We start from the raw sequence: 23484 nt of genomic DNA on the forward strand, positions 1-23484 counted from the left end.
GCCCTCCACGCTCGGCGCCGCCGTCAGCGCACGCCGACGAGCCGGATGAACGCGCTGAGCTGCGCCACCCCGTCGGGTGTGTATGGCAGGGCGTCGAGCAATCCGGGCGAATAGAGCAGATACGCCGCCCACTTGGCGCGCGAGATCGCCACGTTCAGCCGGTTCTTCAGCAGCAGGAACTCGACACCCCGAGGCGCCGCCGCGGCGGAGGATGCGGCGAGCGAGACGATCGCGACCGCCGCCTCCTGCCCCTGGAACTTGTCGACCGTGCCGACCGGCACCTCGGTGAGCCCGGCAGCATCGAGGGCGGCGCGCACGACCGTGAGTTGGGCGTTGTAGGGCGTCACGACGATGAGGTCGCGTTGCGTCAGCGGGCGAGCGGTTGCCGCGGCATCCGTCGCCCCTGCCGTCGCTGAATCCACACCGTCGACCCAGTCGCGCCCGAGTAGCGAGCGCGCGAGTTCGACGACCGCCGCCGCCTCTTCGGGCGACGACGTGGTGTTGCCGACGTGCTCGATGGGCAGGGCCGTGACGCCGGGGGCGACACCGTCGAGCGACCGCTGCGAGGCCGCAGGATGCGAGTGCAGTTCGCCCTCGTACGAGAGCGACGACACCGGCCCCGCGACGGCGGGATGCATACGCCGGCTCTCGGCGAGGAAGTAGCCGAACTCGGCGGGCAACACGTCGTGGCCGTCGGTGATCCAGCCGAGCGCCGAGGTGTCGATCGGCTCAGGGTGGTTGCCCTGACTGACCTGTGGCAACTGCTGCGGATCGCCGAGCAGCAGCAGGTTGCGTGCGCCGACCGCCGAGGCGATGGTCGAGGCGAGCGAGAACTGACCCGCCTCGTCGATGACGAGCAGGTCGAGCGAGCCGCGCGGCACCCGGTTGTCGTTCGAGAAGTCCCAAGCGGTGCCGCCGACCACGTACCCCGACGCGTCGTGCGCCGCCGTGTACTCGGCGACGCCGTTCTTCGCGATGAAGGTGTAGGCGTGGTCGCCGGGATCCTTCGCGTCTTTCGGCGCCTTCGCGACGAGTTCGGGGTCGAGGCCCGCCCGCACGACCGCGTCGAGCACGTTCTCGACGACGGCGTGCGACTGGGCGACGACGCCGATCTTCCACGCGTGCCGACCCACGAGCTCGGTGATGACATGGGAGGCGAGGTACGTCTTGCCGGTGCCGGGCGGACCCTGCACCGCGAGGTACGAGTCGTCGAGGTCGCGGAGCGACGCGGTGACGGCGGCGACGTAGTCGTGCGTCGGCCCGAGTGGCGCGAGGCCGTTGCCGCTGCGGGTGCGCGGCGGGATGCGCCGCAGCACGTCGACGGAGGGGTTCGCCGGCCAGCGCGGGAAGGCGCGATCGAGGTGCTGCGCCCACTCGAGGATCGCCCCCTGCTGCCGACCGGCCGGCGGCGGGGTGCCGGGGGCGATCGCGAACGGCAGCTCCTGCCACTCGACCCCGGCGACGGCCGTCTCTTCGATGAGCACTCCATCGTCGAACACCTCGAGCACCCTCACCGAGTGCCAGGCTCGCGACCCCGGCCGCAGCGAATTGCTCGGGAACGGCGCGGGCGGCTCGTAGAGCGCGATCGGCTCACCGCCGACGCTGAACTTCGATCCGGGCGCGATGCGGCCGCGCAGTCGCACCTGCCGTCGATCGACGCGGTGGTGGTCTTCGCGGTACCAGCGCTGCACCACGGCGGATGTCACGGGGTCGACGACGAGCACATCGCGGTGATCTTCCCACGCCTCGAGCGGCTGCTCGACGCGGAAGTAGTGCGACCACCAGAAGCTCTTCGCCTCACGGTCGTGATAGTCGATGGCGGCCGCCGCGAGCGCAAGGGCCGTGTGGTCGGCGTCGCGGTCGGGGTCGTCGGGCGGGCCCGCGACCGATTGCAGGTGCACCGCCAGCGGGGTGGGCTCGTAGACCTTGCCCGCCGCCTTGGCCGCCGCGACGATGAGCGACTCGGGCACGGGTTCGACGCCCGCCTCGCGCGCGAGCCCGAGCAACCAGTCGCGCAGCCGCAGCGTCGAGACGCAGTCGTAGCGGTTGTAGTCGGCAAGGTCGTCGAGCACGTGCTGGGCGGCCGCCGCGCCGACGAGCCCGGTGACGGGATCGACCCCACCGGTCGCGGCGAGTTCGCGCGCCCGCACGTACTCGAGGATCGAGTCGCCGCCCGACTTCACGTCGGCCTCGCGAAGTTCGGTGCCCATGTAGAGCGGTTCGAGCTTCTTGATCGAGTAGGAGCGACTGCCGACGCGCACCGCGCGCTTGACGATCGGGTAGAGGTCGACGAAGACGCCGTCGGCGAGCAATTGGTCGACCGCGGCCTCGCCGACGCCGTGCCGCGCGGCCATCGCGAGCAGGTGCGTGCGCTCGTAGCTCGCGTAGTGGTAGATGTGCATGTGCGGATGCGCCGCCCGGCGCAGCGCCACGAGCTCGAGGAACTGCTCGAGTGCGACCCGCTCTTCGGCGAAGGAGTGCGCCCAGAGCGGGGTGAACTGCTCGGCGTCGTCGACCATGCCGAAGAGGTAATCGAGCCCCCAGTCGTCGCTGGCGCCCTCGGTGTAGAGCGGGTCGCCCTCGAAGTCGAAGAACAGGTCGCCGGCGTCGGGCTCGGGAATTGCGGCGAGTGAGGGCGCATCGCGCACGACGACGGGCGGCGGCAGCGGCGGGTCGTCGGGGGAGCGGAGGCTCGAAGCATCCAGTGCGAGCTCTGCCGCCTCGGCCTCGAGCTGCAGCCGCGCCTGCACCCGCAGGTTCTCGATCGTCGCGTCGAGTACGCCGGGTACCGGCCCAGCGGATGCCGCGAGCTCGTCGATCGTCGTGATGCCGGCGTCGAACAGGGCGACGCGCTGCGTGACCCTGAGCCCCGCGACGAGCAGCACGTCACGATGCGCCTGCACTTCGAGGTCGCACGTGGCGCACCGGCCGTCGAGCGAGTAGCGCGGGTCGCCCCACGCGACGGGGCCCGACTCGGCGACGCGGTCGGCGACGATCTGCTCGAGTCGCGCGCGGCGCAGCCGGTAGACGGGGGCGATGTCGGCGAGCCGGTGCACGCTCGTCGAGCCGTCGCCGAGCAGCAGCTCGACGGTGTCGGCGACCGGCACGCCCGTGCGCTCGAGTTGCTCGGCGTAGGCGGCGAGCTGCAGCAGTGCGGTGACCCGCGCCCGGCGCGCGAGCTTGGAGTCTTGCACGAGGTAGCGGCCGTCGGGCTGGCGCACGATGAAGTCGGCGAAGCCGATGAAGCCCTCGTCGGCGAACGTCGCCTGGAAGACGACGGGCGTGCCGGCGTCGAACGCGGCCCGCGTCGCTTCGACGGCCGCGGCGACGGCGTCGGGGTCGCGCACGTCGGGCCGTTCGATCTCGACGACCCCGTCACCGAGCTCGGCGCGGTAGGCGTCGAGCACGCGCAGCTCGTGCTGGTCGCCGAGGCGACCCGAACGCTCGAGCATCGCGTCTTCGGGGTCGGGCACCTTCTCGATGCGGCCGAGCTTCGCGTCGAGGGCGCGGAGGAATGCGAACTCGCACTCGGAGGCCTTCTTCAGGTCGCTCGCGCTCGTGACGACGGAACCGTCAACCAGATACATCGTGGCCCCTTCCGCCGCAGGCTCTCACCGTATCGGCGGCGACCGACATGGGAGCCGGCGGCCCGAGAATATAGGATCGACGGTGCCGCTCTGCACGGCCGACGCACCGAAGCGACGCACGGAGGAATCGATGAGCTGGCGCATGCCGTCCGAGACCGCACCCCACGAGCGCACGTGGATGGCGTTCCCCGTCGCGGGCAACGTCGCCGACGAGGCGCCGGGGGGCGTCGAGCGCACATTCGCCGCCTGGGCCGAGGTCGCGAACACGATCGCCGGGTTCGAACCCGTGTCGATTCTCGTCGACCCGAGCGAGCTCGAGAATGCCGGCCGTCTGCTGGGTCCCGCGGTCGAGATCGTCGAATGCCCGGTCGACGAGTTCTGGATGCGCGACCACGGCCCGACCTTCGTCATCGACGATGAGCGCCCCGGCGTGCTCGGCGCGGTCGACTGGACCTTCAACGGCTGGGGCGCACCCGAGTGGGCCCGCTGGGAGAAGTCCGCCGAGCACGCCCGCTTCGTCGCCGATCGCGTCGGCGCAGAACTCGTCTCGAGCGCGCTCGTGAACGAGGGCGGCGGCATCCACGTCGACGGCGCCGGCACGGTGCTGCTCACCGAGACGGTGCAGCTCGATCCGCGCCGCAACCCCTACGCCGACAAGCGCCGCGTCGAGGCCGAGATGGCCCGCACGATCGGGGCCACGACGGCGATCTGGCTGCCCCGCGGCCTCACTCGCGACTACGACGAACTCGGCACGAACGGGCATGTCGACATCGTCGCGACCCTCACGTCGCCCGGCCGGGTGCTCGTGCACTCGCAGCGCGACCCCGAGCACCCCGACTTCGAGGTCAGCCGTGAGATCGCGGCGCTGCTGGCCGAGTCGACGGATGCCGCGGGGCGCACCCTCCAGGTCACCGAACTGCCGGCCCCCTCGGTCATCCGCGACGACGAGGGCTTCGTCGATTACAGCTACGTCAACCACCTGGTCGTCAACGGCGGCGTCATCGCGTGCGGCTTCGGCGACGACGAAGCGGATGCCGCGGCGCGCGCGATCCTCGAGGCGGCCTATCCCGGCCGGCGCGCCGTCACGGTCGACGCGCGCCAGATCTTCGCCGGCGGCGGCGGCATCCACTGCATCACGCAGCAGCAGCCCGCCGTCTGACCCTCGCAACCGAACGAACGAACGAACGGGAGGACGTCGGCATGAGCTTCGATGTGGTCGAGGCGTCGATCGCAGCACTGCGCTCGGGGCTCGAGTCGGGGGCCGCGACATCCGTCGATCTCGTCGAGGCGTATCTCGCCCGCGTCGCCGCGTTCGACGCGCCCGAGACCTCGACCGCGCTCAATGCGCTCGTGGTGTTGAACCCCGACGCGCTCGCCGAGGCACGTGCCTCCGACGCCCGTCGCGCCCGCGGCGAGACGCGCGGCCCGCTCGACGGCATCCCGTACACCGCCAAAGACAGTTACCTCGCCGAGGGCCTCACCGCAGCAGCCGGGAGCCCCGCATTCGAGCACCTCGTCGCCCAGCGCGACGCATTCACGATCGAGCGCCTGCGGGCCGGCGGCGCGGTGCTGATCGGCCTCACGAACATGCCGCCCATGGCGAACGGCGGCATGCAGCGCGGCGTCTACGGGCGAGCCGAGAGCCCGTACAACGCCGAGTACCTCACCGCCGCGTTCGGCTCGGGTTCGTCGAACGGATCGGGCACCGCGACGGCCGCGTCGTTCGCGGCGTTCGGCCTCGGCGAAGAGACCTGGTCGAGCGGCCGGGCGCCCGCCTCGAACAACGGGCTCTGCGCGTACACCCCCTCGAGGGGTGTCATCTCGGTGCGGGGCAACTGGCCGCTCGTGCCCACGATGGACGTCGTCGTGCCGCACACGCGCACGATGGCCGACCTGTTCGAGGTGCTCGACGTGATCGTCGCCGACGACGCCGAGACGCGCGGCGACTTCTGGCGCGTGCAGCCGTGGATCGAGATCCCCGCGGCATCCGCTGTTCGCCCCGGCTCCTATCTCTCGCTGCTGCCGCGCGCGGGCGCGTTGGCGGGCAGGCGCATCGGTGTGCCGCGCATGTACGTGAACGCCGACCCCGAGGCCGGCACGGCAGAGCCGGGCCGCTCGCCCGGCATCGGCGGCCCGACCGGGCAGCGCATCGAGACCCGCGGCTCCGTCATGGAACTCTGGGAGGCGGCGCGCCGCGACCTCGAGTCCGCGGGTGCCGAGGTCGTGCTCGTCGACTTCCCGGTGGTCTCGAACTACGAGGGCGACCGCCCGGGCGCCCCGACGATCGCGACCCGCGGCTTCGTGAGCCCTGAGTACCTGCGCCGCGAGATCGTCGACCTCTCGGCGTGGGCGTGGAACGACTTCCTCGACGCCAACGGCGACCCCGCACTGTGCGCGCTCGCCGGCGTCGACGGATCCCGCATCTTCCCGCACCCCGAGGGCGCACTGCCCGATCGGTACACGGGCTTCGACGACGACATCGCCGAGTATCCCGACTGGGCGCGGGCGCACCCCGGCGCGGCGCTCGCCGACATGCCCGAGCTCGAGGCGGGGCTCCGCGGCCTCGAAGAGACACGGCGGGTCGACCTCGAGCAGTGGATGGACGAGCTCGGCCTCGATGCCGTCGCCTTCCCCGCCGTCGCCGACGTCGGGCCCGCCGATATGGATGTCGACGAGGCATCCGCCGATCTCGGCTGGCGCAACGGTGTCTGGGTCGCGAACGGCAATCTGGTTCCGCGTCACCTCGGCATTCCGACGGTCACGGTTCCGATGGGCGTCATGCGAGACATCCGGATGCCGGTGGGCCTCACCTTCGCCGGGCGCGCTTACGACGACTCGGCCCTGCTGGCGCTCGCCGCCGCGTTCGAGGCGCTGCCGACCCCGACCGCACGCCGCGTGGCGCCGCCGCGCACGCCGCGACTGGACTGAAGCGGCTCAGTCGCCGGCGGCCCTGACGCCGGCGGGGCCGGCGCTGACCGTCGGTTGCAGCTCCTCCAGGGCGCACCATGAGACGCCGAGCTCGGAGCGGAGGGCGAACTGGGCTGCGCCGATGAACGGGAAACCGCCGGCCCTCGAGTATCTGATGCGCACCGTTCGAGTGCCCTTCGCGGGATACATCTCGAATTCGTCCTGGAGCATCGACAGGTACTCGCCGCCGAGGCTCGGGGCGGAGCCGCCGATGAGGATCTCCTCGGGGTCGAGCATCGCCGAGAGCATCCGCAGGGCGCGGGAGAGCGCTCTGGTGCCGAGGGCCATGCGATCGTGGGAGTCGCGGGCTGTCGACAGCAGGGCGATCGACGCATCGTCGAGGTCGTCGTGGAACCCGTCGCCGAGCATCGCCGTCAACGACGCGGTCGATTCGAGGCATCCGCTCAGCCCGCATCGGCAGAAGGTGCGCTCGGCCTCGAACACGACCCGCACGTGACCGATCTCGCCGGCACGCCCTGAGAAACCCCGCACGAGGATTCCGCCGACCGTGAGCGCGGAGCCGACGCCCTCGCCCAGGTGCACGAGGAGGCGTTCGGAGACGGTCTCGCGATCGATCGCAGCGTCGGCCAGCGCCTCTGCGTCGGCGTCGTTCAGCAGGTAGGCGGGAGCGCCGACGGCGTCTTCGATGATCTGGGCGATCGGCACGCCGCTCCAGCCGAGCTGCACGCTCTCGACGACCACGCCCTGGTCGGATGTGCCGGGCACCTGGATGCCGATGGCGAGCAGGCGGTGCGGAAGGCCGCCGGTGAGCTCGCGAATGCCCTGCACGATGTCGTCGGCCGACGGCGCCGAGGCGAACGACTTCGTCGTCTCGGCGACGGTCGTGCCCGTGAGGTCGAGCAGGCCGAGTCGCAGCGAGCGCGCCCGCACCACGACCGCGACGATGGCGAACGTCGACCGGTCCATGCGGAGGGTCGTCGGTCGCTTGCCGCCGGTGCTCTCAGCGTGCTCGCCGTCGGCCACGAGGCCGAGCGTGATCAGCTCCGCGACGAGCGACGAGATCGTGGCTGAGGTGAGGCCCGTCCTCCTGGCGATCGACGCGCGAGTCGCGGTGCCGGCGTCGCGGAGCACGTGCTGCAGCACTCGCTGCAGATGCTTCTGGCGCACCGCGGCCTGCGACTCGAATTGGCCGCCGCGCCCGACCCACATCCGACCGGTGACACCGCCCGGCGAGACCCGCATGCGACCTGCGTCAGGGCTGTCGAGATTGTTCGCACGACCTGCCATTGATCTCCGACTTCCGCTCCGTGAATGTCTCTCACAATAGTCGCGAGCGGCGGCCTGCGCGCGCCGGCGCAAGCGCTGTTCGGCCGCCGAGGACCGGCGTGCGATCGCCGGCGAGATCACCTCCCTCGGGCGTGCTCGGCGCGGGGTGCGTTCAGAGCGGTCGCGACTCGTCGATCCTGCGGCGCAGCTCCGCGGGGTTGAAGAGTCGCAGCGCGGTCGACGAGATGATCGTGGCCGGCGCGGCCAGCAACTTCATCGCAACCTCCTCGAGCTCGAAAATCGCCGCGCCGCCTTTGAGAACATCGGTTTCGACGAGGAACTCGAACTCGTTCGCGGCGTCTCCGGCTCCGAGCGCTCCGAGCACGCGAATCTCCGAGGCGCCGAGCTTCGCGAACTCGCGGATGATCTCGTTCCGCCGCAGCGCCATTCTCTCCAGGAGCGGGAGCTGGTCGAAGCGCCGACGCTCGCCGCCCTCCGGGCCTTTCGGCGACGTCCATGCGTTCGACGCCGTCGACGCCGTGGCCGTCGCCGCCGTCGACGCCGTGGCCGTCGCAGCCGTGGACGCCGTCGCCGCCGCGGGCGCCGTCGCCGCCGCGGGCGCCGTCGCCGCCGTGGACGCCGTCGCCGCCGTGGACGCCGTCGCCGCCGTGGACGCCGTCGACGACGCGGGCGAACTCGGCGAACTCGGTGCGGCGCGACCCTCGACGAACTCCGCGATGGCCTCGCGTACAACCGATTTCTTCGTGCAGCCGAGGAAGTACGCCAACTCGGCTATGAGCCGTTCAGTCTGCTCGTCGACCTTGACGGTCTTCTCATGCATCGTCACCTCCGTGTCGCCGGTCGCTTCTCTTCACCGTCGGTCGTTGTCTCGTGGCCGGGCGTGGTTCTCCCTTGAATGTGCCGAGTTCGCCCTTGACTGTGCCGAGTTCGCCCTTGACTGTGCCGATTTCTCCCCATCGGCTCGTCGGCTCTCGTCGCTCCACAGCGGTATTCCTTTCAAAGTCACGGTGCCGAAGTGCCGGAGTGCCGGAGTGCCGGAGTGCCGGAGTGCCGAAGTGCCGAAGTGCCGAAGTGCCGAAGTGCCGAAGTGCCGAAGTGCCGAAGTGCCGAAGTGCCGAAGTGCCGAAGTGCCGAAGTGCCGAAGTGCCGGAGTGCCGGAGTGCCGGAGTGCCGGAGTGCCGGAGTGCCGGAGTGCCGGAGTGCCGGAGTGCCGGAGTGCCGGAGTGCCGGAGTGCCGAAGTGCCGGGCCTTTCACCGAGACATCCCCCACCCAATCGCGAAGCTCGCGGGGCGACGTGGGGTTCCGTGAACGAAGTGGAGCGATCGGCGTGTTGTAACGCTGTGGAGGACGAGTGGCGCGTCAGCTGACCTCGAACGTGCGCTCGTGCAGGCCGGTCGCGCCATCAGGCACGGGGCCCTGCCCGCGTGAGGTCTGCACCTCGCCGTCGGCCCCGAGGGCGCGCACGCGCACGGAATGCGAGCCGGCCGCGGCATCCGCCCATTCGTAGTGCCACTGCACCCAGGTGTCATCCGAGATCGCGGTCGCGAGTTCGGCGGCGCGCCAGTCGCCGTCGTCGATCTGCACCTCGACGCCGGCGATGCCGACATGCTGGTGCGACGCGACGCCCGCGATCGTGACGGAGCCCGCTGCGACCGGCCGGCCGTGGCGCGGCACGTCGATGCGGGACTGCAGCTTGATCGGGCCGCGCTCGCTCCAGCCGCGATCGGTCCAGTAGGCGGTTGCCGCGTCGAAGCGCGTCACTTCGAGGTCGACGACCCACTTGGTCGCCGAGACGTAGCCGTAGAGCCCGGGCACCACCATGCGCACCGGGAATCCATGCTCGGCGGGCAGCGGCTCGCCGTTCATGCCCACCGCGAGGATCGCGTTGCGGTCGTCCTGCAGCACCTCGAGCGGCGTCGACGCCGTGAAGCCGTCGACGCTGCGCGAGAGCACCATGTCGGCGTCGGCGGTCGGGCCCGCGCGTGCGAGCAGTTCGCGGATCGGATAGCCGAGCCACACGGCGTTGCCGATGAGACTGCCGCCGACCTCGTTCGAGACGCATGCGAGGGTCGTGATGCTCTCGCCGAGCGGGAGGGCGAGGAGCTCGTCCCAGGTGAGGGTGACCTCGCTGCCGACGAGGCCGTGGATGCGGAGCTTCCAGTCGGCTGGGTCGACCGCCGGCACTGCGAGCGCGGTATCGATGCGGTAGAAGTCGGCGTTCGGCGTGACGATCGGGGCGAGGCCGTCGATGGCGAGATCGGCGCCCGCCGGCACGGTCGCGGTGGTCGCGGCCTTGGGCAGGGTGATCGCATCGCGCACCGCGGTCACCGCGCGGGCGCCCGCCTGCAGGGCGTAACCCCCGAGTGCGGCGAGCGCACCGAGTGCGACGGCGCCGCCGGCCCAGCCGAGGAATCGCCGCCGTCCGACGGTTGCCGCGGTCGGCGCGTCGGCCGCGGGCGCCGGTGCGGGCTCAGTCGTCGGTGCGGGTGCGGGTGCGGGCGCCGGTGCCGGCTCGGGCGCCGGTGCGGGTGCGAGCTTCCGCAGGAGGAACGCGAGCGCGAGCATCGCCGCGATCGCCGCCACGGCCGACGGCACGATCGCGAGCATGCCGGCGTTCGCGCGGCTCGCCGCGGCGAACGCGCCGACGACGCCGATGACGGTGATGATCACCATGCCCCACGGCGATCGCCGCGACTCGGCCACCCCGGCCACGGCCGCGATGATGAGCAGCACGAGCCCGATGCCGATGAGCAGCGCGGCCTTGTCGCCGGTGCCGAAGAGGTTGATCGCGGTGTCCTTCGCCCAGGGCGGTGCGAGGTCGATGAGCATCGCGCCGACGACGACGAACGGACCCGAGGTGGGAGCGATGACGGCCGCGACGAGTTCGCCGACCCCCGCTCCGAGGGCGACGGATGCCACGCCCGCCACGGCGGGCAGCTTCCAGCCGCGGGAGGGGCGGCGAATCTCCACCAGCATGCGCACAGCGTACGCTCGTCGGGCTGCAGCGGCCTGCGAGGCATCCGCTCTGCCGGATGTCACCGCCCCGTGCCAGAATCGTGAGTCGCGGGCGCGCGCCCGCCCGAGGGGAGCAGCCGAATGACCGCGCCCGACCAGACCGCGCCCGACCAGACCTCCACCCGGCACATCCTCGATGCCCACGACGTCATCGAGGTGCGCGGGGCGCACGAGAACAACCTGCAGGGCATCTCGCTCGACATCCCGAAGCGCCGGCTCAGCGTCTTCACGGGTGTCTCGGGCTCGGGCAAGTCGAGCCTCGTGTTCGGCACCATCGCGGCCGAGTCGCAGCGTCTGATCAACGAGACGTACTCCACGTTCATCCAGTCCTTCATGACCACGCAGCCGCGGCCCGAGGTCGACAGCCTGCGCAACGTCTCGGCGGCGATCATCGTCGACCAGGAGCGCATGGGCGCGAACTCCCGCTCGACCGTCGGCACGGCGACCGACGCGTACGCGCTGCTGCGCATCCTCTTCTCCCGGCTGGGGCAGCCCTCCGCGGGTCCGAGCTTCCACTACAGCTTCAACGTTCCCGCCGGCATGTGCCCGAGGTGCGAGGGCACCGGGCAGGTCAACGACGTCGACCTCGACGAACTCTTCGACCGCGACAAGTCGATCGCCGAGGGCGCGATCACGATTCCGGGCTACACGGCCGACGGCTGGATGGTGCGCATCTACGCCGAATCGGGCTTCATCGACCCCGACAAGAAGATCCGCGACTACTCCGAGCAAGAACTGCACGACTTCCTCTACCGCGAGCAGACCAAGGTCAAGGTCGACAAGATGAACCTCAGCTACGAGGGTCTCGTGCCGAAGTTGCAGAAGAGCCTCCTCGCCAAAGACCGCGACGCGATGCAGCCGCACATCCGCACCTTCGTCGATCGCGCGGTGACGTTCACGGCCTGCCCAGAGTGCGGTGGCGCGCGCCTGAACAGCGAGGCCCTCTCATCGAAGATCGCGGGCATCAACATCGCGGATGCCTCGGCGATGCAGATCTCCGACCTCGCGGGCTGGCTCGCCGGCATCGACGACCCGAGCGTGGCGCCGCTCATCGAGAACCTCCGGCAGAACGTCGACTCCTTCGTCGAGATCGGACTCGGCTACCTCAGCCTCGACCGGCCGGCGGGCACCCTCTCGGGCGGCGAGGCGCAGCGCGTGAAGATGATCCGCCACATCGGCTCATCACTGACCGACGTCACGTACGTGTTCGACGAGCCGACGGTGGGGCTGCATCCGCACGACATCCAGCGCATGAATCGCCTGCTGTTGCAGCTTCGCGACAAGGGCAACACCGTGCTCGTCGTCGAGCACAAGCCCGAGGTCATCGAGATCGCCGACCACATCGTCGACCTCGGGCCCGGTGCGGGCGCGCGCGGCGGGCGTATCTGCTTCGAAGGCGACCTCGACGGGCTGCGCGCCTCCGACACGCTCACCGGTCGGCACCTCGATCACCGGGCGACGCTTCGCCCAGAGGTGCGCGAGGCGACCGGTGTGCTCGAGATCAGAGACGCCCGCCAGCACAACCTCACCGGAGTCGACGTCGACATCCCGCTCGGGGTGCTCACCGTGGTCACGGGCGTGGCGGGCTCGGGCAAGTCGTCGCTCATCCACGGCAACGTGCCGCGGCACGAGCAGGTCGTCGTCGTCGACCAGTCGCCGATCCGCGGCTCGATCCGGTCGAACCCTGCCACCTACACCGGTCTCCTCGACACGATCCGCAAGGCGTTCGCGAAGGAGAACGGCGTGAAGCCGGCCCTCTTCAGCGCGAACTCCGCGGGGGCCTGCCCCAACTGCAAGGGCATCGGCCTCGTGTTCGTCGAACTCGGCCCGATGTCGACGGTCTCGAGCGTCTGTGAAGAGTGCGGCGGCAAGCGATTCACGGCCGAAGTGCTCGAATATCGCCTCAACGGGCTGAATATCGCCGAGGTGCTCGCCCTCTCGGTCGACGCGGCGCTCGAGTACCTCACCGAGAAGCCGGCCCGGGCGATCCTGCAGCGGCTCTCCGACGTGGGGCTCGGCTACCTCGGCCTCGGGCAGGCGCTCAACACCCTCTCGGGGGGTGAGCGCCAGCGACTGAAGCTCGCGATCAGCATGGCGAAGACGGGTTCGATCTACGTGCTCGACGAGCCGACCACCGGACTGCACCTGGCCGACGTCGATCGACTGCTGGCGCTCCTCGACCGGCTCGTCGACGACGGCAACTCGGTCATCGTCATCGAGCACCACCAGGCCGTGATGGCGCACGCCGACTGGCTCATCGATCTCGGCCCCGGTGCCGGCCGCGACGGCGGGCGCGTCGTCTTCGAGGGCACGCCCCGCGCACTCGTCGATGCGGCGGCGACGACCGACTCGGCGACGCTCACGGGCACGCACCTGCGCGCGTACGTCGGCGCCTGACGTCGGCGCCTGACGACGGCATGCGACGAGGCATCCGCTCGCTCGCGATTCACAGCCCGAAATCAGGTCGATCTGCTCTTCGCGCGCGCGTGCGCCCGAAGGGCGTAACGTCGGAATCATGAGCAGAACGTATGTCATCACCGGAGCAGGATCAGGCATCGGAGCGGCCACCGCAACGCTTCTCGCCGAGCGCGGTCACCGCGTCATCGGCGTCGACCTGAAGGGGGCCGATCTCACCGCCGACCTCTCCAAGCCCGAGGGGCGGGCGGATGCCGCGGCCGCGGCCATCGAGGCATCCGGCGGGCAGATCGACGCCGTCATCGCGGCGGCGGGCATCTCCGCACCGATCCCGCTGACCGTGTCGGTGAACTTCTTCGGCGTGACCGAGTTCCTCGACGCGCTCGCTCCGACGCTCGCGAAGGCCGACGCGCCGCGCATCGCCGTGGTGAGCTCGATGGCCAGCCTGCAGGCGAACTCGCCCGAACTCGTCGACGCGCTGCTCGCGGGCGACGAGGCGAAGGCGCTGGAGCTCGGCGCGGCGCTCGCCGAGCGAGGCCCGGAGACCGGCTACCTCAACTACCCGTCGTCGAAACGTGCGCTCAGCCGATGGGTGCGTCGCGAGTCGATCGCGTCGCGCTACGCCGGTGCCGGCATTCCCGTGAACGCCGTCGCCCCGGGGACCGTCGTCACGCCGATGACCGCGCCGCTGCTGGCCACTGAAGAGGGTCGTGCGATGGTCGACGCAGCCGTGCCGATGCCGCTCAACGGCCACTCCGACGCCGTGGTGATCGCCCGGCTCCTCGCCTGGCTCACGAGTGACGAGAACACGCACGTGACCGGCCAGACGATCTACATCGACGGCGGCGCCGACGCCTCGCTCCGCGGCGACGACATCTGGAGCTAGCCGACGCGAGCGAACGCCGCCCGGCGAGTGGTCAGCGCCGCGCCGCGCTCGCTGCTCGCACGAACGCGGAGACCGGCGCGGCCAGCCCGGCCCCGATCTCGGCGGCCGGGCGTTTCGCGCCTTTGATCTCGAATGAGTGGCCGGCGCCCTCGACCCACTCGAGCGAGGCGTTCTGGCCGATGCGCCGGGCGACCTCGTCGAGTTGTTCGTTGGGGGTCGCGAAGGGGTCGTTCCGCCCCTGCAGGAAGAGCATCGGCACGGTGATGCCCGGCAGGTGGTCGCTCCGCGGCTTCTCGGGCTTGCCCGGCGCGTGCAGCGGATAGCCGAGGAAGACCAGCCCGGCGACGGGCATGCCCTCGGCGACCGCCATCGACGCCATACGCCCGCCGAACGACTTGCCGCTCGCCCAGATCGGCTCGCCGGGGCTTCCGGCGTCGGCGGCGCGCGCGGCCGCGGCATCCATCACGGAACGCCACGTCGCGATCGCGACCGGCGGTCGATCGGGAAACTTCCGGCCCGCCTCACGGTACGGGAAGTTGAAGCGCAGGGTCGCGAGGCCGTCGTCGTTCAGTGCGCGCGTGAAGCCCGTCATGAACGGATGCTCCATGCCCGCGCCCGCCCCGTGGGCCACGACGATCGTGGCCGCCGCGCCCGGCGGGCGCGCATACACGCCGGAGACGGGCGTGCCGTCGACGTCGATGGTGATGGAGAGTTCGGCAGCGGTCATGCGCGGCTACAGGTTGAAGAGTTCGAAGACACCGTCGATGACGTTGCCCGCGCTGTCGGCGAGATCGCCGACAGCCGAGGTGAGCTCGACGACGCTGCCGGCCGCCTCGATCGCGAGGGCGATGTCGACCGTGACGTCGACGAGACCGACAGTGTCGAGATCCGTCGCGGCGAGCTCGGTGTGCTCGAGCTTGAGCTTCGCGACCCATTCGCGCTCGAGGCCGAACAGCACGGCGTAGGGCAGCAGGCGCTCGTGCAGGTGGAAGCGCGTGATCGGGTCGGACTGCTCGGGCGCCGCGGCATCCGTCGTGCGCAGCTCGGCGCCGCTCGGCGACTGCAGCATGCGCAACCGGTCGGCCTCGGCGAGGTCGATGTACTGCTTGAGCCCGGCGAGGTGTTCGCGGCGCGGCGTCGCGGCCGGCAGGAACCTCCGCCACGATGACGGGGTCACGAGCACCGTCGCGATCGTCGCGGCGACGGCGATCAGGGTCGTGACGAGCGCCGCCCAGTCGGCGCCCACGATCGTGACGACGAGGAACACCGCCTCGACCAGCAGGCCGAGGTACGCGAGAATCGTGAGGGTGACGCCCGGCCACGTCACGCGGCGGGGCGCGACGAGATCGTCACGAGCGAGGGCGTGCTCGGTGCTCAGCAGCAGGCTCCTCAGGCGACCGGCGAGCGCACGCCGATCGGCCGAGAGCCGGCGCACGCGCGTGCTCGTGTGCTCGGGACCGAAGAGCGACTCGAGCAGTGCCCCTTCTTCGGTGGTGAGCACGGCAGTCGACACGAGTTCGACGCCGATGGGGTCGCGCTTGCCCGCGCCCGCGATGAGACGGATCTTGCGTTTGACCGCGAGGTCGATGAGGGCAGCGGATGCCGCGCGCCGGTCTGCATCGATGAGCAGCGCATCGCGCAGCACCGTCGAATCGCGCTCGGGGGTGTACTGCACCACCCGCGGCGTCGCGCGTTGCGCGGCGACAGCGCGCGCGACCAGCCCGAGCCCCAGGATGAGGAACGCGGGAACGATCGCGATGATCAGCACGGCGGTCAGCACGCGCCCAGTCTAGGGACCGCTGGGCAGTCGGCAACGCGCGCGGTGCGGTGCCGGCGATGTCGGATGCTCGGCGTACCGTGACTGCCATGACGAAGCAGATGCAGCACTCAGCTCCCCACCTGGTGATCGATGAGCCGTGTCCGCGCTGCGACTCCCTCGCGGTGCGCGCGATCGTCTACGGTCCGCTCGACTTCGAAGTCGAGGCCGGCGACGCGGCCGCCGCCCTGGCACTCGACGAGGGCCCCATCTTCGACTGCCGCGAGTGCGGCTTCCAGTGGGGCGCCGCCGTGCGCGATCGGCTCGCCTGAGTCGGCACGCTCCACTCCCACCTTGTGCGCGCGCTCAAACCGCCGATTCGAACGGGCGAATGGTGAGTGTATTGACATCGACGCCCGGTGGTTGATCGAGGACCCACGCGGTTGCTCGGCCGAGGTCGTCGGGGTTGAGCATGGTGCTGTCCGGGCGGCCGCCGAGATCGTCCCAGAACGGACTGTCCACTCTGCCTGGCGCCAGGAGCGTGACGCCGACCTGGTCATCGGTGAAGGCTCGGCGAGTGTTCTCGGCAAGACCGGTAACCGCGTACTTGGTCGCACCGTAGAGATTCCCTGGCGTCGGCACCATCCCCGCCACGCTGCCGACCAGAACGATTCGCCCGCGGGACTGGACAAGCTCAGACCTGGCGTAATGAATGAGGAGTGCTGGGCCGAGGATGTTCGTCAGCACCATCTGCCGCCAGGCCTCGGGGTTGTCGTGTTCGAGCCATCCGGTCGTCGCGTGCCCTGCGTTGGCGACGGCGGCCGTCAACCCGCCGAACCGCGCCACGGTGGCTTCGACCCACATTCTGACGTCGGCATCGTTGCTGGTGTCGCCCACGAGAGGGAAGACTCTGTCTGGAGCAGGCAGCGTGTTCATTGCTGTGTCGAGGCGGGTCTGGTCTCGTCCGGTGATGGCGACTGACCAGCCGTCATCGAGGAGGTGCTTGGCAACGGAGCGGCCGATGCCGCTGCCGCCGCCGGTGATCAAAGCTATGCGTTGTGTTCCCATGATCTGGGAGGCTAAGCGCTCGAGTGCGCTCGAGGTCAAGAGAGGCGGCCGGGGATCCGGTCTGGGCGAGGCCGATTCTCGGGTTGACCGATGCCCGGACGTCAGGGGATGAGGAGCCAGCGGCCGCGCTGGCTGCCGGCAGCGACCTCGTCGTACGCCTGCGTCGCCGCGTGCAAGGGCACCAGCCCGGCCACTCGAACCTCGAGCACGCCCTCTGCGGCGAGGCTGAGCAGTCGGCTGAGTGCCGTGCTGTCGGGCTCGACGCTGACGGTGTGCACTGTGATTCCGCGCTCGGCGGGGACCGGCGCATCGGGTGCCATCCCGACGAATGCTCCGCCGTCACGCACCGCGGTCAACGCTGACCCGAGCAGCACTGCCGCGTCGAGCACCGCGTCGAACGACGGGCCGGGCACCTCGGTCACGAGTTGTGCGCCGGCGCGCGCGATGAAGTCGGCGTCGGCATCGCGGGCCAGCGCGGAAACCTTCCAGCCGGCGCGCGTGGCCAGCACGAGGGCGTGTCCGCCGACGGCGCCGGCGCCACCAGTGACGAGGAGGGTTCGGCCCTCTGCAGGGCCGAGCAGATCGAGTGCCTGGTGCGCGGCGAGAGCGGTGATCGGCAGCGAAGCGGCATCGACGAGGTCGAGGCCGTCGGGCACGCGGGCGACGGCGTCGGCGGAGAGGACCGTTTCGTCGGCGTGGGTGCCGACGCTCGGCCTGAGGGCGAGCAGGTGCAGCATTCCGGCTACCCGGTCGCCGGGGACGAGGTCGGTGACCTCGCTGCCGATCTCGATGATGGTGCCGCTGACGTCCCAGCCGAGCCCGATCGGGTCGGGCAGCCCGAGCGCGGCGCGCAACGGCCCGGTCAACACCTTGACGTCGACCGGGTTGACTGCCGCGGCGATCACCCCGATCCGGACATCGGTCGGCCCGAGTTCGGGCGGAGCGACATCTTCGAGCGCGGGCGAGGTGCTGGTGGAGTATGCGAGTAGTGCGGGCAAGTGAGCCTCCTTGTCGGTAGTGGAGACACCAGAATGGACGACGTACGCTCAACTGGGAAGAAGGAACCCAGAAGTCGGGTACATACCTGGAGGAGAGCCATGCCGACGTTGACCGCACAGCAGCACCGAGACGAGGCGAGGGGCGAGTTCGACGCGTACCTCGAGTCATGCCCGAGCCGCAAGCTCCTCGCCAGACTTGCGGACAAGTGGGTGGCCCTTGTGCTGAAGTCGCTGGCCGAAGGCCCCAAGCGTTACTCCGAGGTGTCTCGGCAGTTGGCCGGCGTCAGTCAGAAGATGCTCACTCAGACGCTCCGCAGCCTCGAACGCGACGGGATTCTCACCCGCACGGTCACGCCGTCGGTGCCGGTGCGCGTCGACTACGAGCTCACGCTGTTGGGTGAGTCGCTCGCCGGCATTCTCGGGCAGCTCAAGGTCTGGGCAGAGCAGCACATGCCCGAGGTCGAGAGCGCTCGCGCCGACTACGACACGCGGCCGTGATCGAAGGCGGGGTGTCGTAGTCGGCGTCTGATCAGCCGCCGAGGGCTTTGCGCAGCAGCGCCGTCAGGTGATCCTGCTCCTCGGCCGACAGGCGCTTCATCGCCTCGCGCGCGAACTCGAAAGCCGAGTCGAATCCGGCGCTGACCGCGTCGCCGTCCGGCGTGCGATCGATCAGTCTCGCTCGTCCGTCGGCTGGATCCGCGTGCCGCGTGACAAATCCGCGAGACTCGAGTCGGGCAACGATCTGGGTGATGTTGGATGCGTCGCACCCGAGTTCCGTCGCCAGTGAACTCATGCCTCGTCGCTGGTCGAGCCGGACGAGCACGCAGGCCTGAGCGACACTGAGCTGTTGGCTGGCCGCGGCGGCCTCATAGGCGCGGTCGTATGAATCGACAAAGTCGTAGAGCGTGTGCTCGACCTTGCTGGCGCCTGCCGTTGGCCCGGAAGTAACCGTCATTCCGCAAGTTTACAGAATCTACTTGATCCGCTCAAGTATCTGTGATGTACTGTAATTACTTGATTGACTCAACTAGTTGGGAACCGAAATGACCCACGACGCAGATGCTCGCTCCGCACCGAGGTGGCCGGCCGCCACCGCAGGTCGCATCGACGGGGTTCGAGCGGTGAACGCCGCCCGCACCCTCGTGACCGGCGGCCGAGGAAAGACCGGGCGCGAAGTGGTCCAATTGCTCACCGAAGCCGGCGCGCCGGTCAACGCGGGCACACGCAGGCCCGGCACTCCTCACGACCTGACGACCCCGGTGCGCTTCGACTGGCAGGACCGCCGTACTTGGGCGGAGGCCGTCGCCGACGTGGAGTCGATCTTCCTGATGCGGCCCGATCTCGAGAACGCCCCCGAATTGGTGGGCGAGTTCGTGGCGCAGGCGCCCGGCGCGCACGTCGTCCTGCTCTCAGAGCAGGGCGCGGGCACGCTCGCCGACTCGAGCTGGGAGCGTCAGGTCGAGATCGCCGTGACCGACGCGGCCGCGAGTTGGACGCTGGTGCGCCCATCGTGGTTCCACCAGGTGATGGACGACCCGCGGTTCTATCTGACGGCCATTCGCGACCACGGGGTGCTGCCGATCTCATCCGCGGGCGCGACCATCGCCTTCGTCGATGCGAGGGACATCGCGGCGATTACGGTGGCGTCACTCAGCGATCGCGCGCTGGCGGGGGAGGCGATCACGGTCACGGGCCCTGATGCGCTGTCCATCGCTGAAGCAGCCGCAATCGTCAGCGACGTCTCCGAGAGAGAAGTTCGCCCAACGGATCCCTCGCGAGACGAAGCGACGGCCGCGCTCGAGCCGTGGCTCGCCGGCATCGTCGGCAACATGATCGAGCGAGTTCACGAAGGTGTCTTCAGCGAAGTCACCGACGACGTTCTCCGGCTCACGCGGTTCGAGCCGCGCAGTCTGGCGACCTTCGCGAGCGAGCGTGCAGACGTCTGGCGTCCAGTCCGCGGATAGCCCGGCGCCTCGCCACCATCCGGCGCACCCGCACCGCTCAGCCCATCCGTACCGCTCAGCACAACCAGGCGACCGCCCCATGCGGCGCACGAAAGGCACGAAGATGACTTCCCACACCCAGCAGCTTCACCTCCTGAACCGCCCGGCCGGCGAGCCGCGTGAGAGCGACTTCGCCCTCGTCACGGTGCCGGTTCCCGATCTCGAATCGGGCGAGGTGCTGGTGCGCAATACGTGGTTGTCAGTAGACCCGTACATGCGCGGCCGCATGAACGATGCCCCCTCCTACATCGCACCCTTCGCGTTGAACGAATCGCTCGAAGGCAGCGCCGTCGGCGAGGTCATCGAGTCTCGCAACGCCGAGCTCCCGGTCGGAACCCGGGTGAGCCACTTCGCCGGGCTCCGCGGGCATGCAGTGCTCCAGGGCGAACACGCGATGCCGATCGACGTCGGCGAGGCGCCCGAAACCGCCTATCTCGGGCCCCTCGGCACGACCGGCCTCACTGCCTACGCTGCCGTCACCCGCATCGCTCCCGTTCGAGACGGTGATGTCGTGTTCGTGTCGGGAGCAGCCGGCGCAGTGGGCAGTGTCGCCGGGCAGCTTGCTCGGCGCCTCGGCGCCTCACGTGTCATCGGCTCCGCCGGCGGGACTGCGAAGGTCCGCACCCTTCTGGAGGACTTCGGGTACGACGGCGCCATCGACTACCGCACGGAACGCGTATCCGATCGCCTCGCCGAGCTCGCCCCCGAGGGCATCGACGTGTTCATCGACAATGTCGGTGGAGCGCAACTGGAGGCGGGGATCGGTCAGATGCGTCCGCACGGTCGAATTGCGATGGTCGGCGCGGTGAGTCAGTACAACCAGGTCGGCTCGCACGCGGGACCGAGCAACCTCTACGAAGCAGCGACCAAGGAAGTGACGTTGCGTGGCATGCTCGTGACCTCTCACTTCGACCTGATGCCGGAATACCTTGGCAAGGCGATCCCATTGCTGGCCGATGGCTCGCTACGCACTCGCGAAACCGTCGTCGACGGCATCGAGAACACTCCGGCCGCTCTGCTCGGTGTCCTCAACGGCGCCAATATCGGCAAGATGCTCGTGCGGGCAAGTTAGTTCAGACGGAACGCGGCAATGCGCGGTCGAAGGCGACGCGAACCACGCGGTTGCCTTCGAGCGCACTCGAATCTCTAGCGTGGCAGGCATGGACACAACACCTCGGACGAAGACGTGGATCATCACCGGTGCGACCTCCGGACTCGGGCGTGCGCTGGCGGAAGCGGCGCTCGAGGCCGGTGACCGAGTCGTCGGCACGGCCCGCCGCCCGGAGCGGCTCGACCCGCTGAAGGCTCGCTACGGGGAGCGACTCTCCGCCATCCAGCACGACGTCCGAGACATCGAGGGCGCTGAGGCGGTCGTGGCCCACGCGGTCGACGTGTTCGGCGCGGTGGATGTGCTTGTCAATAACGCCGGGGCCGGGCAGGTCGGTGCTGCCGAAGAGGTCACCGATGCTGAGCTGCGGGACATGTTGGATCAGCATCTGTTCGGCCCCGCCGCGTATGTACGCGCTGTGCTGCCCGTTATGCGGGAGGCACGATCCGGGGCCATCGTCCAGCTGAGCAGTCAGGGCGGGCGGAGATCGTTCCCCGCGGTCGGCAGCTACTCGGCCGGCAAGTTCGCCCTGGAAGGGTGGTCGGAGGCTCTGGCCGGTGAGGTCGCGCCCTTCGGCATCCGGGTGCTGATCGTCGAGCCGAGCCGGTTCCGAACGCAGTTCAACGCAGACGGCGTGCTGCGCGCCGCCGCGCGGAACAGTGCCTACGACGAGGTGATCGGCGCCGTGCGGGCGGATATGGTTGGGGCGGACGGCATGCAGGAAGGCGACCCCGTGCGGGCCGCCGCCGTCATCCGCCGGATGCTGAACGAGCCGGACGCTCCGCTGCGGCTCGCCCTGGGGGCAGAAGCGGTCAAGAACCTGACCGCCGTTCACCAGCGGGACCTCGCCGATCTCCGACAGTGGGCCGGGGTGAGCGAATCCGCGGATTTCCCGGGGCTGAACCCCGCCGTCCGAGCATTCTGACTGAGAAGGAGGGTGTGACAGTGCCGACGGAAGACCTGATCGAGCAGGTGCTCGACGACGAGATGATCGAAGAGCGAGACGCACCGAAGGGCATCACCGAGGTGGCTCGCCTCCTCACACTGTCCCCGTACACGCTCAGGTACTACGAACAGGAGGGCCTCGTTCTCCCCGCCCGCAACGCATCCGGCTACCGGGCATACTCGGCTTTCGATCTCCGCCGCCTCGTCTTCCTCACCCGCATGCGACTCTCGGGCATGACGATGCACGATCTGAAACGCTACATCGCGCTGGTCGAACACGGCGAGGCGACGATCGCCGAACGCCGCCGGATAATGCTCGACCAGCGCGACCGCATCGAACGAAGACTGCGCGAGTTGACGCTCGCTCTTGAAACGACCGAATACAAGATCCGCACCTATGGGGGTGCCCCCGACGGGTGACATGACGCCTTTCTGCGGAACAACGAACACGGCACATGAACAAAGGATTCCGCTCATGACTCCAGACGCCCTGGCCACGACTATCGAGGCCTGCAAGAGATTGATCGAACGACGCTTCCCGGGTGGGGCAGCCGGCGCTGCTGCCGTGCTCCTCGCTGACGGGTCGATCGTCACCGGCACAAGTCCCGACTTCGCGAACTCCAGCACGACGGTGTGCCACGAGGTCGAACCCTATTGCGCGGCGTACCGCCTCGATCAGGCGATCGTCGCCTCGGTCTGTCTGTATCGCACAGAGGAAGGGCGCTTCATCGTGCTCAGCCCGTGTGGGATCTGCCGCGAACGACTGGCCGATCATGGGCCCCGAGTGCAGGTCGCCATTGCCGAGCCCGGAGACCCGACCGTGCTGCGATGGATTTCTCTCCGCGAGGCATTGCCGCACTACTGGCTGACGGCGCTCCCAGAGGAAGCGGGAGACTGGGTCGCCTGAGACAGCAGCGTCGCTGAACGGACCTGCCGACCGGCGCTGTTCGAGCCAGGAGCCGAACGGCCCCACGAGCAGGGTCGGTTGTGGTGTCCGCCCGGAGATCAGCGCTGGAACGAGGAATGTGTCATCGCCAGGAAGACGATGTTGACGAGCATCCACCATCATTACTCGCTGCGGCTTGCCCGGCCTCGGAGTCGGAATGTGCCGACAACGAATCGAGCCATGGCCTGCGGCAGGGATGCACTCGGCCACGGGGCGTTGCCCATAGCGCCTACTGCGGTGTCAGTCACTAGCTGATCCTAGAGGCCGCGTCAGCGTCAGAGACCGTTTCGCCGGCGTTCCGGCGGGACGCTTTCGAGCAACGTCATGGGAAGGATCAGCTGGTCCGAGGTTCGGTCGAGCCGGTCAAGGAGTGCCGCGTCGTTCGTGAGCCGAGCGATCACCCAACGGGCGAACATGCACGCCGCAGCAACGACGTACGTCGCCTGGTAACGGTAGCCGTAGTCCTGGTCGTACTTGATATGGAGCTCTTCCTTGCCCGGCTCTACGAATGAGGTCACCGCTGCGTGGGTCACGTGTACCT

21 protein-coding genes are annotated in these 23484 nt (G+C 69.6%); 11 read left to right on the forward strand and 10 right to left on the reverse strand.

Features of this window, described 5'->3' with window-relative positions; all coding sequences use genetic code 11:
* Positions 1-23: 23 nt before the first annotated feature.
* Positions 24-3587 carry a TM0106 family RecB-like putative nuclease gene (locus FHG54_RS04000; protein WP_139416123.1) on the reverse strand — a complete coding sequence of 1188 codons (3564 nt, stop codon included), beginning with the start codon at positions 3585-3587 and terminating at the stop codon, positions 24-26.
* A 130-nt stretch (positions 3588-3717) separates the two neighbouring features.
* On the opposite strand from FHG54_RS04000, the gene FHG54_RS04005 reads away from it, so the two are divergent.
* Together FHG54_RS04005 and FHG54_RS04010 are read left to right on the forward strand one after the other, a co-directional pair.
* Entirely contained in the window at positions 3718-4746 is a 1029-nt protein-coding gene (locus tag FHG54_RS04005) for an agmatine deiminase family protein (RefSeq protein ID WP_139416124.1), read from the forward strand.
* A 41-nt stretch (positions 4747-4787) separates the two neighbouring features.
* On the forward strand, positions 4788-6515 hold the full coding sequence (locus FHG54_RS04010; RefSeq protein ID WP_139416125.1) for an amidase: 1728 nt from the start codon (positions 4788-4790) through the stop codon (positions 6513-6515).
* Positions 6516-6521: 6 nt separating this feature from the next.
* On the opposite strand, the gene FHG54_RS04015 is transcribed toward FHG54_RS04010, so the two are convergent.
* The 3 genes from FHG54_RS04015 to FHG54_RS04030 all read right to left on the reverse strand — a co-directional run bounded on the left by FHG54_RS04015 (position 6522) and on the right by FHG54_RS04030 (position 10779).
* Positions 6522-7802 carry an ROK family transcriptional regulator gene (locus FHG54_RS04015; protein ID WP_139416126.1) on the reverse strand — a complete coding sequence of 427 codons (1281 nt, stop codon included), beginning with the start codon at positions 7800-7802 and terminating at the stop codon, positions 6522-6524.
* A 151-nt stretch (positions 7803-7953) separates the two neighbouring features.
* A complete protein-coding gene (locus FHG54_RS16275; protein WP_168197094.1) occupies positions 7954-8622 on the reverse strand; it encodes a hypothetical protein in 669 nt (222 codons plus the stop codon).
* Positions 8623-9162: 540 nt separating this feature from the next.
* On the reverse strand, positions 9163-10779 hold the full coding sequence (locus tag FHG54_RS04030; protein WP_139416128.1) for a molybdopterin-dependent oxidoreductase: 1617 nt from the start codon (positions 10777-10779) through the stop codon (positions 9163-9165).
* A gap of 120 nt (positions 10780-10899) precedes the next feature.
* Between FHG54_RS04030 and FHG54_RS04035 the strand changes: the two genes are divergently transcribed.
* Both FHG54_RS04035 and FHG54_RS04040 read left to right on the forward strand, forming a co-directional pair.
* Positions 10900-13215: an ATP-binding cassette domain-containing protein gene (locus FHG54_RS04035; RefSeq protein WP_139416129.1), complete on the forward strand. Its 2316-nt coding sequence runs from the start codon at positions 10900-10902 to the stop codon at positions 13213-13215.
* Between the two features lie 118 nt (positions 13216-13333).
* Positions 13334-14119 (forward strand): SDR family oxidoreductase, encoded by a 786-nt coding sequence (locus FHG54_RS04040; RefSeq protein WP_139416130.1) that lies wholly within the window; start codon positions 13334-13336, stop codon positions 14117-14119.
* Positions 14120-14150: 31 nt separating this feature from the next.
* Here the strand turns inward: FHG54_RS04040 and FHG54_RS04045 are convergent, their stop codons facing one another.
* Positions 14151-14846 (reverse strand): alpha/beta hydrolase family protein, encoded by a 696-nt coding sequence (locus FHG54_RS04045; RefSeq protein WP_139416131.1) that lies wholly within the window; start codon positions 14844-14846, stop codon positions 14151-14153.
* 6 nt (positions 14847-14852) lie between these two features.
* Positions 14853-15899: a DUF2207 domain-containing protein gene (locus tag FHG54_RS04050; RefSeq protein ID WP_139416132.1), complete on the reverse strand. Its 1047-nt coding sequence runs from the start codon at positions 15897-15899 to the stop codon at positions 14853-14855.
* Positions 15900-15985: 86 nt separating this feature from the next.
* Between FHG54_RS04050 and FHG54_RS04055 the strand changes: the two genes are divergently transcribed.
* The gene (locus tag FHG54_RS04055) at positions 15986-16207 is read left to right on the forward strand and encodes a hypothetical protein (protein WP_139416133.1); all 222 of its coding nucleotides are present in this window, start codon (positions 15986-15988) and stop codon (positions 16205-16207) included.
* A gap of 34 nt (positions 16208-16241) precedes the next feature.
* On the opposite strand, the gene FHG54_RS04060 is transcribed toward FHG54_RS04055, so the two are convergent.
* Entirely contained in the window at positions 16242-16943 is a 702-nt protein-coding gene (locus FHG54_RS04060; RefSeq protein ID WP_139416134.1) for an SDR family oxidoreductase, read from the reverse strand.
* Positions 16944-17044: 101 nt separating this feature from the next.
* A complete protein-coding gene (locus tag FHG54_RS04065) occupies positions 17045-17941 on the reverse strand; it encodes an NADP-dependent oxidoreductase (RefSeq protein WP_139416135.1) in 897 nt (298 codons plus the stop codon).
* Between the two features lie 99 nt (positions 17942-18040).
* Between FHG54_RS04065 and FHG54_RS04070 the strand changes: the two genes are divergently transcribed.
* Positions 18041-18439 (forward strand): winged helix-turn-helix transcriptional regulator, encoded by a 399-nt coding sequence (locus FHG54_RS04070; protein ID WP_139416136.1) that lies wholly within the window; start codon positions 18041-18043, stop codon positions 18437-18439.
* A gap of 31 nt (positions 18440-18470) precedes the next feature.
* Here FHG54_RS04070 and FHG54_RS04075 read toward each other — a convergent pair whose 3' ends face one another.
* Positions 18471-18896, reverse strand: coding sequence for a MarR family winged helix-turn-helix transcriptional regulator (locus FHG54_RS04075; RefSeq protein WP_139416137.1), 426 nt, complete (start codon positions 18894-18896; stop codon positions 18471-18473).
* A gap of 88 nt (positions 18897-18984) precedes the next feature.
* Here FHG54_RS04075 and FHG54_RS04080 point away from each other — a divergent pair, with 88 nt between their 5' ends.
* The 5 genes from FHG54_RS04080 to FHG54_RS04100 all read left to right on the forward strand — a co-directional run bounded on the left by FHG54_RS04080 (position 18985) and on the right by FHG54_RS04100 (position 22904).
* Positions 18985-19905 (forward strand): NAD(P)H-binding protein, encoded by a 921-nt coding sequence (locus tag FHG54_RS04080; protein ID WP_139416138.1) that lies wholly within the window; start codon positions 18985-18987, stop codon positions 19903-19905.
* A gap of 103 nt (positions 19906-20008) precedes the next feature.
* A complete protein-coding gene (locus FHG54_RS04085; RefSeq protein WP_139416139.1) occupies positions 20009-21016 on the forward strand; it encodes an NADP-dependent oxidoreductase in 1008 nt (335 codons plus the stop codon).
* Between the two features lie 88 nt (positions 21017-21104).
* Positions 21105-21977, forward strand: coding sequence for an SDR family NAD(P)-dependent oxidoreductase (locus tag FHG54_RS04090; protein ID WP_139416140.1), 873 nt, complete (start codon positions 21105-21107; stop codon positions 21975-21977).
* Positions 21978-21991: 14 nt separating this feature from the next.
* Positions 21992-22417: a MerR family transcriptional regulator gene (locus FHG54_RS04095; protein ID WP_232333688.1), complete on the forward strand. Its 426-nt coding sequence runs from the start codon at positions 21992-21994 to the stop codon at positions 22415-22417.
* 55 nt (positions 22418-22472) lie between these two features.
* Complete coding sequence (locus FHG54_RS04100; RefSeq protein ID WP_139416141.1) at positions 22473-22904, forward strand: cytidine deaminase; 432 nt, start codon at positions 22473-22475, stop codon at positions 22902-22904.
* A gap of 314 nt (positions 22905-23218) precedes the next feature.
* On the opposite strand, the gene FHG54_RS04105 is transcribed toward FHG54_RS04100, so the two are convergent.
* Entirely contained in the window at positions 23219-23461 is a 243-nt protein-coding gene (locus FHG54_RS04105; protein ID WP_139416142.1) for a hypothetical protein, read from the reverse strand.
* Between the last annotated feature and the right edge of the window lie 23 nt (positions 23462-23484).

Source organism: Agromyces laixinhei, assembly GCF_006337065.1.
In the GTDB taxonomy this organism is placed as follows: Bacteria; Actinomycetota; Actinomycetes; order Actinomycetales; family Microbacteriaceae; genus Agromyces; species Agromyces laixinhei.

Coding starts and splice junctions, on each gene's coding strand:
- FHG54_RS04000 (WP_139416123.1), bottom strand. CDS start 3,587: ATGTATCTGGTTGACGGTTCCGTCGTCACGAGCGCGAGCGACCTGAAG.
- FHG54_RS04005 (WP_139416124.1), top strand. CDS start 3,718: ATGAGCTGGCGCATGCCGTCCGAGACCGCACCCCACGAGCGCACGTGG.
- FHG54_RS04010 (WP_139416125.1), top strand. CDS start 4,788: ATGAGCTTCGATGTGGTCGAGGCGTCGATCGCAGCACTGCGCTCGGGG.
- FHG54_RS04015 (WP_139416126.1), bottom strand. CDS start 7,802: ATGGCAGGTCGTGCGAACAATCTCGACAGCCCTGACGCAGGTCGCATG.
- FHG54_RS16275 (WP_168197094.1), bottom strand. CDS start 8,622: ATGCATGAGAAGACCGTCAAGGTCGACGAGCAGACTGAACGGCTCATA.
- FHG54_RS04030 (WP_139416128.1), bottom strand. CDS start 10,779: ATGCTGGTGGAGATTCGCCGCCCCTCCCGCGGCTGGAAGCTGCCCGCC.
- FHG54_RS04035 (WP_139416129.1), top strand. CDS start 10,900: ATGACCGCGCCCGACCAGACCGCGCCCGACCAGACCTCCACCCGGCAC.
- FHG54_RS04040 (WP_139416130.1), top strand. CDS start 13,334: ATGAGCAGAACGTATGTCATCACCGGAGCAGGATCAGGCATCGGAGCG.
- FHG54_RS04045 (WP_139416131.1), bottom strand. CDS start 14,846: ATGACCGCTGCCGAACTCTCCATCACCATCGACGTCGACGGCACGCCC.
- FHG54_RS04055 (WP_139416133.1), top strand. CDS start 15,986: ATGACGAAGCAGATGCAGCACTCAGCTCCCCACCTGGTGATCGATGAG.
- FHG54_RS04060 (WP_139416134.1), bottom strand. CDS start 16,943: ATGGGAACACAACGCATAGCTTTGATCACCGGCGGCGGCAGCGGCATC.
- FHG54_RS04070 (WP_139416136.1), top strand. CDS start 18,041: ATGCCGACGTTGACCGCACAGCAGCACCGAGACGAGGCGAGGGGCGAG.
- FHG54_RS04075 (WP_139416137.1), bottom strand. CDS start 18,896: ATGACGGTTACTTCCGGGCCAACGGCAGGCGCCAGCAAGGTCGAGCAC.
- FHG54_RS04080 (WP_139416138.1), top strand. CDS start 18,985: ATGACCCACGACGCAGATGCTCGCTCCGCACCGAGGTGGCCGGCCGCC.
- FHG54_RS04085 (WP_139416139.1), top strand. CDS start 20,009: ATGACTTCCCACACCCAGCAGCTTCACCTCCTGAACCGCCCGGCCGGC.
- FHG54_RS04090 (WP_139416140.1), top strand. CDS start 21,105: ATGGACACAACACCTCGGACGAAGACGTGGATCATCACCGGTGCGACC.
- FHG54_RS04100 (WP_139416141.1), top strand. CDS start 22,473: ATGACTCCAGACGCCCTGGCCACGACTATCGAGGCCTGCAAGAGATTG.